The sequence below is a fragment of the Jiangella anatolica genome (assembly GCF_003236295.1).
Lineage (GTDB): Bacteria > Actinomycetota > Actinomycetes > Jiangellales > Jiangellaceae > Jiangella > Jiangella anatolica.
This window is the reverse complement of record NZ_POTW01000007.1, coordinates 38,813-53,440: the sequence shown is the minus strand read 5'-3', so window position 1 is coordinate 53,440 and position 14,628 is coordinate 38,813. Positions and strand designations below refer to the sequence as shown.

At 70.5% G+C, this 14,628-nt stretch carries 10 protein-coding genes; 9 read left to right on the top strand and 1 reads right to left on the bottom strand.

Annotation, left to right across the window (positions count from 1 at the left end; translation table 11 throughout):
* Nucleotides 1-9 precede the first annotated feature (9 nt).
* Genes C1I92_RS04315 through C1I92_RS34760 form a run of 7 tightly spaced genes read left to right on the top strand, consistent with a single transcriptional unit; the run spans nt 10 to nt 11,005 of the window.
* Complete coding sequence (locus tag C1I92_RS04315) at nt 10-1,992, top strand: ABC transporter substrate-binding protein (RefSeq protein WP_111253437.1); 1,983 nt, start codon at nt 10-12, stop codon at nt 1,990-1,992.
* Between the two features lie 36 nt (nt 1,993-2,028).
* Nucleotides 2,029-3,021 (top strand): ABC transporter permease, encoded by a 993-nt coding sequence (locus C1I92_RS04310; protein ID WP_111253436.1) that lies wholly within the window; start codon nt 2,029-2,031, stop codon nt 3,019-3,021.
* Between the two features lie 13 nt (nt 3,022-3,034).
* Entirely contained in the window at nt 3,035-4,183 is a 1,149-nt protein-coding gene (locus C1I92_RS04305) for an ABC transporter permease (protein ID WP_111253435.1), read from the top strand.
* Nucleotides 4,184-4,199: 16 nt separating this feature from the next.
* Complete coding sequence (locus tag C1I92_RS04300; RefSeq protein WP_111253496.1) at nt 4,200-6,350, top strand: ABC transporter ATP-binding protein; 2,151 nt, start codon at nt 4,200-4,202, stop codon at nt 6,348-6,350.
* A gap of 42 nt (nt 6,351-6,392) precedes the next feature.
* Complete coding sequence (locus C1I92_RS04295) at nt 6,393-9,242, top strand: right-handed parallel beta-helix repeat-containing protein (RefSeq protein WP_111253434.1); 2,850 nt, start codon at nt 6,393-6,395, stop codon at nt 9,240-9,242.
* 15 nt (nt 9,243-9,257) lie between these two features.
* Nucleotides 9,258-10,430 carry a hypothetical protein gene (locus tag C1I92_RS04290; protein ID WP_199520944.1) on the top strand — a complete coding sequence of 391 codons (1,173 nt, stop codon included), beginning with the start codon at nt 9,258-9,260 and terminating at the stop codon, nt 10,428-10,430.
* A complete protein-coding gene (locus tag C1I92_RS34760) occupies nt 10,427-11,005 on the top strand; it encodes an acyltransferase (RefSeq protein ID WP_111253432.1) in 579 nt (192 codons plus the stop codon). The genes C1I92_RS04290 and C1I92_RS34760 overlap by 4 nt, the downstream gene beginning before the upstream one ends.
* Here C1I92_RS34760 and C1I92_RS04280 read toward each other — a convergent pair.
* Nucleotides 10,992-11,561, bottom strand: a complete 570-nt coding sequence (locus C1I92_RS04280; RefSeq protein ID WP_111253495.1) for a dihydrofolate reductase family protein — start codon at nt 11,559-11,561, stop codon at nt 10,992-10,994. The two genes, C1I92_RS34760 and C1I92_RS04280, sit on opposite strands and share 14 nt — an antisense overlap.
* Nucleotides 11,562-11,810: 249 nt before the next feature.
* On the opposite strand from C1I92_RS04280, the gene C1I92_RS04275 reads away from it, so the two are divergent.
* Both C1I92_RS04275 and C1I92_RS04270 read left to right on the top strand, forming a co-directional pair.
* Nucleotides 11,811-13,052 (top strand): glycoside hydrolase family 183 protein, encoded by a 1,242-nt coding sequence (locus C1I92_RS04275; protein WP_158563982.1) that lies wholly within the window; start codon nt 11,811-11,813, stop codon nt 13,050-13,052.
* A 28-nt stretch (nt 13,053-13,080) separates the two neighbouring features.
* Nucleotides 13,081-14,607, top strand: coding sequence for an ABC transporter substrate-binding protein (locus C1I92_RS04270; protein WP_146605015.1), 1,527 nt, complete (start codon nt 13,081-13,083; stop codon nt 14,605-14,607).
* The last annotated feature ends 21 nt before the right edge of the window (nt 14,608-14,628 follow it).

Sequence of the window (14,628 nt, the reverse complement as noted above, 5' to 3'; positions counted from 1 at the left end):
GGCTCAACGATGAACCGCCCCACCACCTCGCGCCGGCCACCGGTCATCGGCCGCCGCATGTTCCTGGCCGGCGCCGGCGCCGTGGCCGGCTCCGTCGTCCTCGCCGCCTGTTCCGGCGGCGGTTCGGGCAGCGGCTCGGACGACACACCGGCCAGCGCCGCCAAGGGCAAGGAGGCGCCGCAACTCGCCGACCTCGTCGAGCAGGGTCAGCTGCCGCCCGTCGAGGAACGGCTGCCGGCCGAGCCGCTGGTCGTCGAGCCGAACGACCGCATCGGGCAGTACGGCGGCATCTGGCAGTCCGCGTTCAACGGCCCCGGCGACCAGACCGGCATCGCGCTCTCGACGATGTACGAGGGACTGGTCCGCTGGGTGCCGGACTGGACCGGCGCGCCGGGCGACGAGGAGATCATCGCCAACGTCGCCTCGTCCTACGAGGTCGACGCGGACGGGACGGAGTACACGTTCCACCTGCGCGAGGGCATGAAGTGGTCCGACGGGGAGCCGTTCACCGCCGACGACATCGCCTTCGGCTACCAGGACATCGTCCTGAACGCGGAACTGCCGGCGAAGATGGCCATCGACAAGAACGCCTACAGCAGCGGCGGCGTGCCCGCCACGCTGCGCGTCGACGACCCGCTCACGGTCACGTTCGTCTTCGAGCAGCCGAACGGACTGTTCCTGCCGGCCCTGGCCGAGGCGGTCACGCTGATCGTCCCCAAGCACTACCTGCAGCAGTTCCACGCCGCGCACAACCCGGACGTCGCCGCGCTGGTCGCGGCCGAGGGCCAGGACAGCTGGGTCAGCCTGTTCGCACTGAAGGTCGACCCCACGATGAACGCCGACATTCCGGTCATCTTCCCGTGGAAGACCAAGACTCCGGTCGGCGCGGGCACCCGGGTCGAGCTGGAGCGCAACCCGTACTACTGGAAGGTCGACCCCGGCGGCAGCCAGCTGCCCTACCTCGACGGCGTGAGCTTCCAGGTCATCGAGGACAACGAGGTCATGCTCGCCGGCGCGCTGCAGGGCGACTTCGACATGCACTGGCGCAACTTCAACACGCCGACGAACAAGCCGCTGCTGGCCGACGCGCGCGAGGACGCCGGCTTCGACTTCTTCGAGCTCACGCCGTCGCAGGCGAACCGGATGTCGATCATGCTCAACCTCACCCACCAGAACCCGGTGCTGCGGGAGGTGTTCGCCAACAAGGACTTCCGCATCGGCCTCTCGCACGCGATCGACCGGCAGCAGCTGATCGACACCGTCTTCCAGCGCCAGGGCACGCCGTCGCAGGTGGCGCCGCGCGAGGAGTCGCCGTTCTACGACGAGGAGATGACGACGCAGTACACCGAGTACGACGTCGACCTCGCCAACCAGCACCTCGACGCCGCCGGCTTCAGCCAGCGCGACGACGCCGGCCTGCGGCTCGGCCCGGACGGCCAGCCGATCCGGTTCCTCGTCTCGCACGCCGGCGTCACCAACGAGGCCGACGTCCTCGACCTGATCTCCGGGTACTGGGCCGAGGTCGGCATCGACATGCGGCCGGAGGGCATCGAGCGGACGCTGCTGGAGGAGCGCCGCAAGGCCAACCAGCACGACGCGATCGCCTGGCCGGCCGGCGGCGGTGTCGACGTGATCGTCAACCCGCACTGGTACCTGCCGGCCAGCAACCGCTCCGACTACGCGCAGCTGTGGGCGCAGTGGTTCACCTCCGGCGGCGCGGAGGGCGAGGCGCCCCCGGCCGAGGTGCAGCAGCAGTACGAGCTCTACCGTGAGCTGCAGCAGACCCCGGCTGCGGACCAGCAGGAACAGCTCATGAAGGAGATCCTGCGGCTGGCCGCGGAGCAGTTCTTCCACATCGGCACCGTGGCCGCCGGCCCCGGCTACGGCATCGTGAAGAACTCCTTCCACAACGTGCCCGCCGCCGTGACGGACAGCTTCCGGGCGAAGTCGCCCGCGCTGACCAACCCCGAGCAGTACTTCACGCAGGCCTGATCGGGCCGGGACCCAGGGAGGAGGTGAGCGCTCGCCATGCTGGGGTTCGTCGCGCGGCGGCTCGGGCTCATGGTGCCGACGCTGTTCGCGATCTCGCTGGTGTCGTTCGCGATCATCCAGCTGCCGCCGGGCGACTACGCCACCACCCTGGTGTCCCAGCTCGAGGACAACGGCCAGACGGTCGACACCGCACAGCTGGAGGCGATCAGGGAGCGGTACGGGCTGGATCAGCCGATCGTCGTGCAGTACTGGACGTGGATCTCCAACATCGTGCTGCACGGCGACTTCGGCCAGTCGTTCCAGTGGAACCAGCCGGTCGCCGAGCTGCTGTCCAGCCGGCTGCCGCTGACCATCGTGCTGACACTGTCGACCGTCCTGTTCACCTGGATCGTCGCGTTCCCGATCGGGCTGTACTCGGCGGTCCGGCAGTACTCGTGGGGCGACTACGTGGCGACGACAGTGGGCTTCCTCGGCCTGGCCATCCCGAACTTCCTGCTGGCGCTCGGCCTCATGTACATCGCGCTGACGGTGTTCGACGCCGATGTCGGCGGACTGTTCTCGGCGGAGTACGAGGAGGCGCCCTGGAGCCTGGCCCGGTTCGCCGACCTGCTCGGGCACCTGTGGATCCCGGTCATCGTGCTCGGCACCGCGGGGACGGCCGGGCTGATCCGCATCCTGCGGGCGAACCTGCTCGACGAGCTGCACAAGCCGTACGTCGTCGCGGCCCGGTCCCGCGGGCTGAGCGAGACCCGGATCCTGTTCAAGTACCCGCTGCGGGTCGCGGTGAGCCCGTTCCTGTCGACGATCGGCTGGGTGCTGCCGCTGCTGGTGTCCGGCGAGATCGTCGTGTCGCAGGTGCTGTCGCTGCCCACCACCGGGCCGCTGCTGCTGCGGGCGCTGCGCAGCCAGGACATGTATCTGGCCGGGGCGATCATCCTGCTGGTCAGCGTCCTGACCGTCGTCGGGACGCTGCTGTCGGACATCCTGCTCGCGCGCATGGACCCGCGGGTCCGGCTCGGGATGCGGTAGAGGGGAGGACCACGTGACGACGACGTTGCTGCCCGAGGACGCGGCACCCGCGCCGGAACCGGGTCCGGCGCCGGCCGATCGCGACCGCGCGTCGCAGTGGCGGCTGGTGTGGTGGCGCTTCCGCGGCCACAAGCTGGCCATGGCCGGCCTGGTCGTGCTGAGCGGGTTCTACCTCGTGGCGCTGCTGGCCTCGTTCCTCGCGCCGCACTCGACCAGCTGGTTCGACGAGGACTACATCTACGCGCCGCCGCAGCTGCCGAAGCTGGTCGACACGTCCGGCGACGACTGGAACTGGGGTCTCTTCGTCAACGGCTACACGATGGAGCAGGACCCGGAGACGCTGGAGCTCACCCACACCACCGACCCCGACACCCGGATCGAGCTGGGCTTCTTCGTCCGCGGCGAGTCGTACTCGCTGCTCGGGCTGGTCGACACGAACGTCCACCTGTTCGGGCCGAAGGACCCGGACCAGCCGGTGTACCTGCTCGGCGCGGACCACCGCGGCCGCGACCTGCTGTCGCTGATCATCCACGGCACCCGGGTCTCGATGACCATCGGCCTGGTCGGCGTGCTGCTGGCGTTCGTGCTCGGCGTCGTGCTGGGCGGCATCTCCGGGTACGTCGGCGGCAAGACCGACGGCCTGATCCAGCGGGTGGTCGAGTTCTTCATGTCGCTGCCCACGCTGCCGCTGTGGCTGGGGCTGGCCGCCGCGCTCCCCCGCGACTGGGGACCGTTGCAGCGCTACTTCGCCATCACCGTCATCCTCGCCATCATCGCCTGGACCGACCTGGCGCGGGTGGTCCGCGGCCGGTTCCTGTCGCTGCGCACCGAGCAGTTCGTCACCGCGGCCCGGCTGGACGGCTCCACCCGGCGGCGGGTGATCTTCCGGCACATGCTGCCCAGCTTCACCAGCCACCTGGTCGCGTCGCTCACGCTGTCGATCCCGGCGATGATCCTGGCCGAGACCTCCCTGTCCTTCCTCGGCCTGGGCCTGCAGTCGCCGGTCATCAGCTGGGGCGTCCTGCTCGAACAGGCGCAGAACTTCCGGGCGATGGCCGACGCCCCGTGGCTGCTGCTGCCCGGCGCCGCCGTCGTGCTGGCGGTCCTGTCCTTCAACTTCGTCGGTGACGGCCTGCGCGACGCCGCCGACCCGTACCGGTGAGGCGCACGTGACCGACATGGAGTTCACCGGGTCGACGCTCACCGCCGCCGGCCCCGCGGCGCCGCCGCTGCTGGAGCTGTCCGGGCTGCGCACGGAGTTCGCCACCCGCGACGGCCTCGTGCGCGCCGTCGACGGCGTCGACCTGCGCATCCCGCCGGGCTCGACGGTCTGCCTCGTCGGCGAGTCCGGCTGCGGCAAGAGCGTGACCGCGCGCTCGATCCTCGGGCTGGTCGACCCGCCCGGCCGGGTCAGCGGCGGGCACATCTGGTGGCGGCCGCCGGGCGACGGCGAGCGCGTCGACCTCGCCGGCTACGGCCGCACCGACCCGCGGTTCCGGCAGATCCGCGGCCAGCAGATCTCGATGATCTTCCAGGAGCCGCTGGCCGCCCTCTCCCCCATGTACACCGTCGGCGACCAGCTCGGCGAGACGCTCCGCCTGCACCGCGGGCTGAGCAAGGCCGAGGCCCGCGACGAGGCGATCGCGCTGCTCCGGCGGGTGCACATCCCGCGGCCGGAACAGCGCGTCGACGAGTACTCCTTCCAGCTCTCCGGCGGCATGTGCCAGCGGGTCATGATCGCCGTGGCTCTGTCGTGCGAGCCGGCGCTGCTCATCGCCGACGAGCCGACGACGGCGCTCGACGTCACCATCCAGGCCCGCATCCTGGACCTCATCGCCGAGCTGCAGGCCGACACCGGCATGTCGGTGCTGTTCATCACCCACGACCTCGGCGTCGTCGCGGAGATCGCCGACGAGGTCGCCGTCATGTACCTCGGCCGCGTCGTCGAGCACGGCAGCACGGAGCAGATCCTCACCGACCCGCGGCACCCGTACACGCACCGGCTGCTGCGGTCGGTGCCGCGGCTGGGCTCGGGCCGGCAGCGGGTCCTCCCCACCGTCCGCGGGCAGGTGCCGCACGGCGCGCGCCGTCCGGCCGGCTGCTCGTTCCATCCCCGCTGCGACCACGCGATCGCCGGCGTCTGCGGCACCGTCGACCCGGCGGCGCTGGACGGCGGCGACGGGCACGAGGTGGCGTGTCTGCTGTACGACGACGCCCACCGCCCGGCCGGCCGGACGCTCCCGCTGACCGTCGTCGAGCCGGCGCCGACCCCCGAGCCCGCGGCGACCGCCGTCACCGCCGACCGTCCGCCGCTGCTGGACGTGCGCGACCTGCGGATGCTTTTCCCCGTCCGGCACGGCATGTTCGGCCGCACCACCGGCCAGGTGCACGCCGTCGACGGCGTCTCCCTCACCGTCCGGCCGGGCGAGACCCTCGGCCTGGTCGGCGAGTCCGGCTGCGGCAAGACCACGCTCGGCCGGTGCATCGTCCGGGCCGAGACGCCGACCAGCGGCCAGATCCAGTACCGGGACGGCGACGGTGATCCCGTCGACGTGACCCGGCTGTCCGGCGGAGCGCTGCGCCGCTACCAGCGTGACGTGCGCACCGTCTTCCAGGACCCGTTCTCCTCCCTCAACCCACGCATGACGCTGCGCCAGATCATCGGCGACCCGCTCGTCACCCACGGCATCGCCCGCGGGTCCGAGCTCACCGACCGGGTCGCCGACATGCTGCGCAGGGTCGGCCTGTCACCGGACTACCTGGACCGCTACCCGCACGCGTTCTCCGGCGGGCAGCGGCAGCGGGTGAACATCGCCCGCGCGCTCATCCTGGGGCCCAAGCTCGTCGTCGCCGACGAGGCGGTCTCCGCGCTCGACGTCTCGGTCCGCGCGCAGATCCTCAACCTGCTGCGCGAACTGCAGGACGAGTTCCAGCTCACCTACGTGTTCATCTCCCACGACCTGTCGGTGGTCGAGGCGCTGTGCGACCGGGTCGCCGTCATGTACCTCGGCAAGATCGTCGAGCTGGCCGACACCGCGACGCTCTTCACCGCGCCGAAGCACCCCTACACCGAGGCGCTGCTCTCCGCCGTACCCGTCCCCGAGCCCGGCCGGCGGACGCGCCGCACCCGGCTCTCCGACGACCTGCCCGACCCGGTCAACCCACCCGACGGCTGCTGGTTCCACACCCGGTGCCCGCACGCCGTCGCCGGGCGGTGCGACCAGCCCGCCAGCCCGCCCGCACTGGAGACCGTCGCCGCCGGCCACGACGTGGCCTGCCTGCGGCACGCGGAGCTCCATCTCGACGGGGTCCGCGCCGACCGGCCCTGACGTTCTGTGTTGCTCGATCACGACGAAGTGTGAGGAGTCAGCATGAGACACCACCGTGCGTTCGCGCGCGTTCTCGCCGCCCTGACCCTGGCCGCCGCCGCCCTCGCCGGCCCGGCCGCCGTCCTGCCCGCGCAAGCGGACACCCAGGACTTTCCCATCGCGCCCGGCGCCACCGCCGCCACCATCCAGCAGGTCCTCACCAACGCCAAGACCTACACCGCCGCCGATCCGGCCCGGACCGCCACCGTCACGTTCCCCAGCGGGGAGTTCCGGATCGACGCACCACTCAAGCTGTACGACGCGGACCGGATCACCATCCGCGGCGCCGGGCAGAATGACGGCGGCACCCTTCTGCTGACCCTCGGTGACCGGCTGAACGCGTTCGACATCCGCGACTGCGAGGACGTCACCCTGCAGGACCTGCGACTGGACCGGCCGAACGCGTATCTGCCGTGGACCCAGCTCACCGTCGTCGACCAGTCCAACGCCGCGTTGGGATACATCGACGTCGAGGTGGAGGGGCATGACAACCCGGTGGTGGAGGACCGGTACCCGGACCTGGCGTCGACCATGTTCAACCCCTATGTGAACGACGACGGCGCCACCGTCAGCCCGGGTCTGATCGGCTTCCCGCTGGACGACGACGGCCAGCTCACGGTGCGGTTCTTCTACCCGAACACGGGCCGTGCCGCCGGCTGGCGCGAACGGATCTCGGGACCGGGCCGCTACCGGCTGTACTACACGGACATCGCCAGCTCGACGTTCTTCAACGGCCAGCGCATCGCGCTCGCCACCGCTGTCGGTGAGGGCATGACCCTCAGCCTGCGCCGCAACAAGGACATCGTCATCGAGCGGGTGACGAACCTGGCCTCGAACTACATGGGGCTCTGGTCGTCGGGCATGGAGAACCTGACGCTGCGCGACTACGAGACCTATCCGGGGCCGGGCCGGCTGCTCAGCTCGACGCGCGACGCCGTGCACCTGACCACCTACAACCGCGGCAAGCTGATCGTCGACGAGTCCGTGTTCGAGGGCAGCGGCGACGACGCGATCAACTTCACCATGATCTCCCGCGGCGGCGTCGGCGTGATCCCCGGCACCCAGAAGCAGGTCACCGTGATCGCCACCGCCGTCGAGATCGAGGGCCACGACTCCGTCTTCCGCGAGGACGATCCGGTCGAGATCTACGACCTCGAGACGCGGAGGCTCCTCGGCTCGACCACCGTCGACAAGGTGTCCGCGACATCGGACACGTGTCACCTCGACGCTCCCCTCGTCTGCGGCACCGTCACCTTCACCAGCAACATCGCCGGCATGTCCGACGGCGCCCTGATCCTCAACCCGAACGCCACGTTCGCCGATGTGGACATCACGAACAACCGGTTCGGCAACCTGCGCGGCCACGGCATCCGTCCGCACGGCCGCGACGTGCTGGTCAGCGGCAACGACTTCATCGACACTCCCGCGGGGCTGCTGGTGCACACCGTCGCGACGAACGGCGGCGAGGGCCCGATCAACGCCAACCTCACCATCGACAACAACGACTTCATCCGGCAGGACTACCGGGGCGCCATCGTCATCGGCGGCGACGCCATCGCCGGCGCCAGTGACTCGTCGGCGACCGGGTTCACCATCACCAACAACCGGTTCACCGGCATCACCGTCCCGGCGGTCCGCGCCGAGCACGGCCGCGGCATCACCATGACCGGCAACGACGTCACGCCGGCGGCGGGAAGCAGCATCCACCCGATCCAGCTCGGCACGCTCACGAACCAGCCGCACACTGTCACCGTCCGTGATCTCGACGTGGTCGATCCCACCATGGCGGCGGTGCGTGCCGGCGTCATCGTCAACGGCGGCGCCACCGGGGTCACGATCAGCGATGTGACCGGCGACTTCCGCACCCCGGCCTTCATCAACAACTCCGGCCTGCCGATCACGTATGGGACCGTCAGGGCGCCGCGTGCTCTCGGGTTCCCCGGGCTGACGCCGACCGGCTGGGGCTTCGCGGCCGGACCGCAGGGCTGGACGGCCGGCAACTGCGTCACGCTCGCCGCCACCGGCGGGCGGCTGCAGTACACCCCCAGCTGCGCGGACTCCTACATGCACAGTCCCGCCGGCCTGAACGTCGCGGCGTCGACGGTAGCCGCCGTCAAGATCACGCTGCGCAACCCAGGCACCGCGACGCAGGGCCGGCTCTACTTCACCACCGCCGCGGACCCGACCTGGAACGCCACCCAGCGCATCCCCTTCACCGTCCCGGCGGCGATGACCTCGCCGCAGGAGATCGTCATCCCGGTGACGGGCACGGCCGCCTGGGCCGGCACCATCACCCGGCTGCGGCTGGACCTCCCCGACGAGACCGCGGCGGCGGGCATCATCGACGTCGACTCGATCACGCTCAGCCAGTCCGCCCTCCCGACGGTGACCGAGCCGAGCTGGGACTTCGAGGAGGACACCGACGGCGTCACGATCGGCAACGTGTCGTCGTGGAACCGGACGAACGGCGACCTCGTCCTCAAGCGGGAGGCCGACAACGATTCGCCGGCGCCATACGTGCTGACGCAGAACCAGCTCGACATCGACGCCAGCGACCAGCGCTACCTGAAGCTGACCTTCGCCAACGGCTCGCCGACGATGCGGATGAACGTCTTCTTCACCACGATGGCCGAGCCCGCACCCGACCCGAACAAGAAGCTGACGTTCAACCTCGCGCCCAGCAGCGGACCTGCCACGTACTACCTCGAGCTGAGCCATCCGGCGCTGACCGGTGCAGCGAGGCTCAACAATCTGCGGCTGGACTTCCCGTACGTCGAGGAGCTGGCCATGACCTCGTCACTTGAAGAGTTCGCGCTCGTGACCGACCTGTCCGTCGACGCCGTCAACAGCTGAAAGGATTCGCCGGTGGTGAGAACGCTGTCCGTGCCCGGCCGGTGGCTCGTGCACGCCTACTACACCGTCGTGCCGTACGCACCGGACGGCAGCGGCCGCGTTCTCACCGCCGGCGGCGACCCGGCCCGGGGCACGGGCGAGGTGCTCGTCCTGTCCCCCGACGGCGAGGTGGTCGACCGGTTCGGCGACGGGCCGGTCGAGGCGTCGTTCTGGCACACCGGCCGGTGGCAGACCTGGTCGCCGGACGCCCGGTACGTGTACTACACCCGCGGCACCCTGCAGCGGCCGCAGGTGGTGCGGCGCGAGCCGGCCACCGGCGCCGAGGCCGTTCTGGACGGCGACCTCGAGGGCGCGCCGCCCGGCGACGCGCCGCTGCTGTCGGGGCTGCTCGGCATGCTGCACGCGGCCGGGGCGGGCGACGGCGTCTACCGCGCCGACGCGTCGCCCGTCCCGTTCGGGAAGCGCGACCAGCACGGGCTGTTCGCGCACGACTTCGACGCCGGGCGCAGCGAGCTGGTGCTGACCGTCCAGCAGGTCCTCGACGAGCACCCGGAGCGCGACCGGCTGCTGCTCGCCGACCGCGACCAGGATGGCGGGCTCTCATTGATGACGTACTGCGTGCGGTGGAGCCCGGACTGCTCGCGGCTGCTGTTCTACTTCGGCAACCACCTCGCGACGTACAGCCGGGGCGAGCCGAAGGTCGGCTACGTCATGACCGCACGCGCCGACCTGAGCGACGTCCGGCTGGCCGTCGACCTCAGCTTCGGCGCGCCCGGCGTGCACTGGTCGTGGCAGCCGGACGACGAGCGGCTGATCGGCTACGGTCCCGACCCGGACCGGCCGGACCGGATGTGCCTGGCCGAGGTCCGTCACGACGGCACCGGGTACCGCAAGCTGAGCGACCACGACAGCGGCGGCCACCCGTCGGCGAGTCCTGCGGATCCCGATCTGCTGGTCACCGACGAGGCGACGCCCACCGGCGGCGCCGTCGTGTTCGTCTCCCGAGCAACCGGCGCGGAGGTGGCGCGGACCGAGCTGCCCAAGTTCCGCGGCGCGACGCATCCGGGCGGGCGCACGCCGCTGAGCACCGACCACCACCCGGTCTTCCACCCGTCCGGCGACCGGGTGCTGGCCAACGCGCTGCCCGGCGCCGACGCCGTGCTCGTCGAGGTGGCGACGCCGCGATGAGCGTGTGGTCGTGGCTGGACCGGGGCGCGAGCCAGCCGTCTCGTGCCACGGCGGCGAGCCGGCTGGTGGCCCGCGCCGGGCTGGCCAGGGCGCGCCGCCATGACGGCGTCACCGCGCCCGCATCGTGCCTGCTGCACCCGGAGGCGCGGATCCATCCCCGCGACGGCCGGATCGTCTTCGGCGAACGCTGCCTGGTCGCGCCCGGCGCCGTCGTCCAGGGCGACGTGGCCTTCGGCGACGACTGCTCGGCGCAGGCGTACTCCGTCATCGTCGGCTATCCGGGCGGTCGGGTCACGTTCGGCGACGGGGTGCGGGTGGCGCCGCACGCGATGCTGATCGGCGCCAACCACGTCTTCGCCGACCCGGACCGCCCGATCCACGAGCAGGGACTCGAGGCCGCGCCGATCACCATCGGCGACGACGTCTGGATCGCCGGCCGCGTCACGGTCGTCGCCGGCGTGACCGTCGGCGCCGGCAGCGTGCTCGCCGCCGGCGCCGTCGTCACCCGCGACGTGCCGCCGTTCAGCGTGGTGGCGGGCGTGCCGGCCCGCGTCATCAAGGTCAGGAGGTCCTGACCTCGTAGCGCAGGATCGCCAGGCCGTTGTCGAACGCGGTGGCCTCGAGCACCGTCAGGTCGTGCGAGCCGGTGAAGACGCGCGTTCCCCGGCCGCGCGTCACCGGGCAGACCAGCAGCCGGACCTCGTCGACGACGCCGGCGTCGAGCAGGGTGTGCATGAGCGACAGGCTCCCCCACAGCCAGATGTCCTTGCCGTCCTGCTCCTTGAGCTCCCGGAGCGTGGCGACCGGGTCGCGCGTCACGGCCGCGGCGGGAAAGTCGCCCCAGGGCGCCTCGTCCAGCGTCGAGGAGGCGACGACCTTGGTGAGGGCGTTGAGCTTCTCGCCGTACTCGCCCTGCTCGCGGGCGTGCGGCCAGTAGTCCTTGGACATGGCGTAGGTGGCGGCGCCGAGCACCATCGTGTCGACGGAGTCGATGAACCCCATCAGGTTCGCCTTGAACGCGGGGTCGCTGGCGTCGGAGAAGGGTTCCCCCGACACGAAGCTCAGCCCGCCGTCCTCCTCCGCGGCGATGTTGTCGACGGTCACCCACTGCTGCACGACGAGTCGTCGCATCATGTTCTCCCTGGTGCGGTACGGCCCGGGTGGCCGTGTTCGCCCCTGGGACGGAGCCGGTGGCGGGTTCTCGACATGCCTGCTCACCTCTTGACCGTCGCGGCCGGGTGTGCAAGTGTTCACGCACTGAGCAAACGTTCGACGACCGGCAACGCGGCCGTGACTCGAGGACTCCTGCCGTCACCCCGTTCCGGTCGCCACGGGACCCGGTCGCGCCCACTCGGCCGATCAAGGGGAGGAGCAGACGAGATGACTCGACCGCGCGTTGCCGGGGCCGTCCGGCGCGATGACACGATCCAGCGCCTCGGCGGACAGGGCGACAACTGGTACTCGACGTGGGCCGGTGACGGCTCGCTCTACGTCGCGCTGTGCGACGGGTCCGGATTCCCGGGCCTGGTCCGCAAGAACTACAACTCGAGGCTCTACCGCGTCGACGGGCACCCCGGCACGTCGTCGGTGAGCTTCCACGACGTGCCCGGATACCCGGACCTGTCGACGCCGCTGGACGAGCCGTTCGAGGTCGCCACTCCCCCGACCCGGTACTACGGGTTCGGCACGCTCGCCGTCGACGACACGATCTACCAGTACCTCAGCACCTGGAACCTCCCGACGACGGAAGAGCACATGGAGTCCGGCGAGCTGCGGTTCATCGGCGCGAAGCTGATCTACTCCGCCGACGGCGGCACGACGTGGCGGAACCAGGACGGGTCGACGCCGGTGCACTGGGAGGACTGGGACGAGCGCTCGAGCCGGAACATGGTCTTCCTCAATGAGCCGGGCGAGACGTTCTCGCTGTTCAGCATCCTGCAGATGGGCCAGGGCTACCGGCTCAACACCGACGGCTACGTCTACGTCTACGCGCCGAACGGCAACACCGAGGGCACCATGAACCAGCTGGTGATGTTCCGGGTGCCGGTGGACTCCATCCTCGACCGCGGCCGCTACGAGTACTTCGTCGAGGCCAAGCCGGACGGGTCGGCCGCGTGGTCGCCGAACATCGAGGACCGCGGCATCGTGCACACCTTCCCGGCGGGCTGGGTCAACACGAAGGCGCACGCCTACGCCTGGCAGCCGAGCATCACCTACGACCCCGGGCTCGACCTGTACCTCATGGCGAACTGGGCGACGGGGCCGGCGCCGGACGGCGACTGGTTCGGCAAGCCGAGCTACCTGGGCCTCTACCAGTCGGAGACGCCGTGGGGGCCGTGGGAGCAGTTCCACGAGGAGACCTCCTGGACGCCGGGCGGCGACGAGGAGGCCCGCTGCTACCAGCCGCAGATCGTGCCGAACTGGATCGCCGACGACGGCCGCTCGTTCTGGCTGGTCTGGACCGACTTCCAGAGCCCGTACACGCTGGCCGAGAGCATGGCGCGGATGCGGGAGATCCGGGCGTCGGACGCGTCGCCGGACGACAAGGCGGCCGAGAGCGCCGCGCTGCGCCCGTACTACGCCTTCAACGTCCAGCTGGTCGAGCTCGACGTCACCGGCTGACGGCCCGCGACGGAGAGAGGAGTTCGAGGTGAGACGAACCTGGCGCCCCATGATCGCCCTGCTGGCACCGCTCGCGATCTGCGCGGCCTGCTCGTCGTCGGCGCCGTCCAGCGCCGAGGACGGCAGCTCCGAGATCACGATCCCGTCGTGCTTCTTCGGGACCACCTGGGACCCGATGGAGGGCGCGCAGCTGTTCACGACGACCAGCCAGGCCGTCTACGACCCGCTGATCATGGTCACAGCCGAGGGCGTGGACCCGCAGCCGTGGCTCGCGGAGTCGTTCGAGATCTCCGAGGACGGCTACACGATCAGCTTCAAGCTCCGCGAGGACGTCGACTTCGTCGACGGCACCCACTTCGACGCTGCCGGACTGGAGAAGTACCTCGACGCGCTGTTCGCCAGCGAGACGTTCGTCTGGAAGCCGCGCGTGGTCGACCAGTTCGGCGCCGAGGCCACCGCGACCGGTGAGTACACGCTGGACATCGTCATGTCGAAGCAGCCGGTGTCGTACCAGTGGCTGTGGCAGTTCGGCCTGACGCCGATCGCGTCGCCGGCCATCGTCGACGACCCGAGCCTGGTCCACGACGAGCCGGTCGGCTCCGGCCCGTACCTGATCGAGGAGTTCGTCCCGGACGTCTCCGTCACCTACGAGCGCAATCCCGACTACTGGAACGCGGAGAAGTTCCCGTACGACCGGGTCACCATCCAGGCCTGCGCCGACCCCGTCGCCATGCTCAACGCGGTCAAGTCCGGCCAGCTCGACGTCGCCGAGGTGACGATCCCGCTGGCCCAGGAGGCCCAGGGCAGCGGCCTGAAGGTCACCGAGGGTCCCGGCAACGTGGGCACGATGTACATCAGCGACCACAACGGCACGCAGGTCCCGGCGCTCGGCGACCCGCGGGTGCGCGAGGCGATGGCGCTGGCCTTCGACCGCGAGGCGATCCTGCAGGCCACCAACCTCGGGTTCGGCTCGGCCAGCAGCCAGCAGTTCGCCGAGGGCCAGGCCAGCTACATCGAGGGCGCCGACGACCGCTACGCCTACGACCTGGACCGGGCCAAGGAGCTGATGGCCGAGGCCGGGTACGCCGACGGGTTCTCCGTCACCATCCCGACGATGGCCACCGCGGGGACGTTCCTCGACACGACGAACCTGGAGCCGATCGTGCAGACGTCGCTCGCCGAGATCGGCATCGACGTGACCTACGAGCCGTACAGCGGCGAGTCGATCAACTACCTCCAGGAGGTCACGAAGACCAACAGGTACCCGATCTACCTGGTGAACATGCCGCAGACGAACTGGATCGTCATGTTCGACGAGAACTGGGGCCCGTACGAGAACGCCGAGCTCCAGGAGCTGATCCGGCGCTCCCGCGAGGGAGACCCGGACGAGCAGGCCGTCGCGTACCAGGAGATCGGCCAGTTCCTGCTGGACGAGAACTGGTACATCGCGTTCTCGCGGCCGTCGTCGACGCTGGTGTCGGTGCCCGAGGTCGACATCCAGATCGATGGCGCCTACACCAATCCCAAGCTGTTCCAGTACACGCCGGCCGGCTGACCCGGCCGGACCTCCGGAGGC

Bases quoted from the DNA above. Each gene is read 5' to 3' on its own strand.
- C1I92_RS04315 (WP_111253437.1), top strand. From the start codon at position 10: ATGAACCGCCCCACCACCTCGCGCCGGCCACCGGTCATCGGCCGCCGC.
- C1I92_RS04310 (WP_111253436.1), top strand. From the start codon at position 2,029: ATGCTGGGGTTCGTCGCGCGGCGGCTCGGGCTCATGGTGCCGACGCTG.
- C1I92_RS04300 (WP_111253496.1), top strand. From the start codon at position 4,200: ATGGAGTTCACCGGGTCGACGCTCACCGCCGCCGGCCCCGCGGCGCCG.
- C1I92_RS04295 (WP_111253434.1), top strand. From the start codon at position 6,393: ATGAGACACCACCGTGCGTTCGCGCGCGTTCTCGCCGCCCTGACCCTG.
- C1I92_RS34760 (WP_111253432.1), top strand. From the start codon at position 10,427: ATGAGCGTGTGGTCGTGGCTGGACCGGGGCGCGAGCCAGCCGTCTCGT.
- C1I92_RS04280 (WP_111253495.1), bottom strand. From the start codon at position 11,561: ATGCGACGACTCGTCGTGCAGCAGTGGGTGACCGTCGACAACATCGCC.
- C1I92_RS04275 (WP_158563982.1), top strand. From the start codon at position 11,811: ATGACTCGACCGCGCGTTGCCGGGGCCGTCCGGCGCGATGACACGATC.